The organism is Sandarakinorhabdus rubra (assembly GCF_010994245.1).
Lineage (GTDB): Bacteria > Pseudomonadota > Alphaproteobacteria > Sphingomonadales > Sphingomonadaceae > Sandarakinorhabdus > Sandarakinorhabdus rubra.
In genome coordinates, this window is the sequence record NZ_WMHO01000464.1 from 1 (window position 1) to 593 (window position 593).

General features: G+C 71.8%; 2 protein-coding genes. Both read left to right on the plus strand.

What is annotated here, in order from left to right; translation table 11 throughout:
- On the plus strand, positions 1–366 hold a 366-nt coding region (locus tag GJV64_RS15305; RefSeq protein WP_164158381.1), incomplete at its 5' end, for a flagellar basal body-associated FliL family protein.
- Positions 363–593 (plus strand): hypothetical protein (locus tag GJV64_RS15310; RefSeq protein WP_164158383.1); only part of this gene is annotated, 231 nt, incomplete at its 3' end. The genes GJV64_RS15305 and GJV64_RS15310, both read left to right, overlap by 4 nt.

Sequence of the window (593 nt, forward strand, 5' to 3'; positions counted from 1 at the left end):
GGCGGCGGCGCCAGCCATGCCCCGGTGGCCGCCGCGCCGCCGCCGGCCGGCCCGCTGGAATATGTCGAGCTCGACAACAGCTTCACCAGCAACCTCGCTGACAGTGGCCGCTATCTGCAGGTCAAGCTGTCGCTCTCCACCTTCGGCGGTACCGAGGCGGTGGCAGCCATCGAGAAGCATCGCCCGGCCATCATCTCGGCGGTGCTGGCCGCACTCGGCGAGGCGCGTGAGCCTGATGTCGCCAGCGCCGCCGCCAAGGACGCGCTGCGCGAGCGGCTGAAGGAGGTGATCAACCGGGTCCTGAAGGGCAAGGGCGAGCCGGGCACGGTGGAGGAGGTGTTCCTCACCTCGCTGGTGGTGCAATGAGCGAACTCAGGATCCGCTCCGAGCCGCCGCCCGGTGCGGCAGTGATCAGCCACTGGCGCCCACGCAGCGCCGAAGCACCGCCCGACGATGGCGACGACACGCCGTTCATGCCGCTGCTGCTGGCGCTGGAAGCGGTCTTCGGCGAGGCGTTCGGCTGCCCGGTGAGCGTGCATCCCGGGCGCGGCCTGGCGCCCGGCGCCGCCGATGTCGCCCCGGAACTTGCGGCG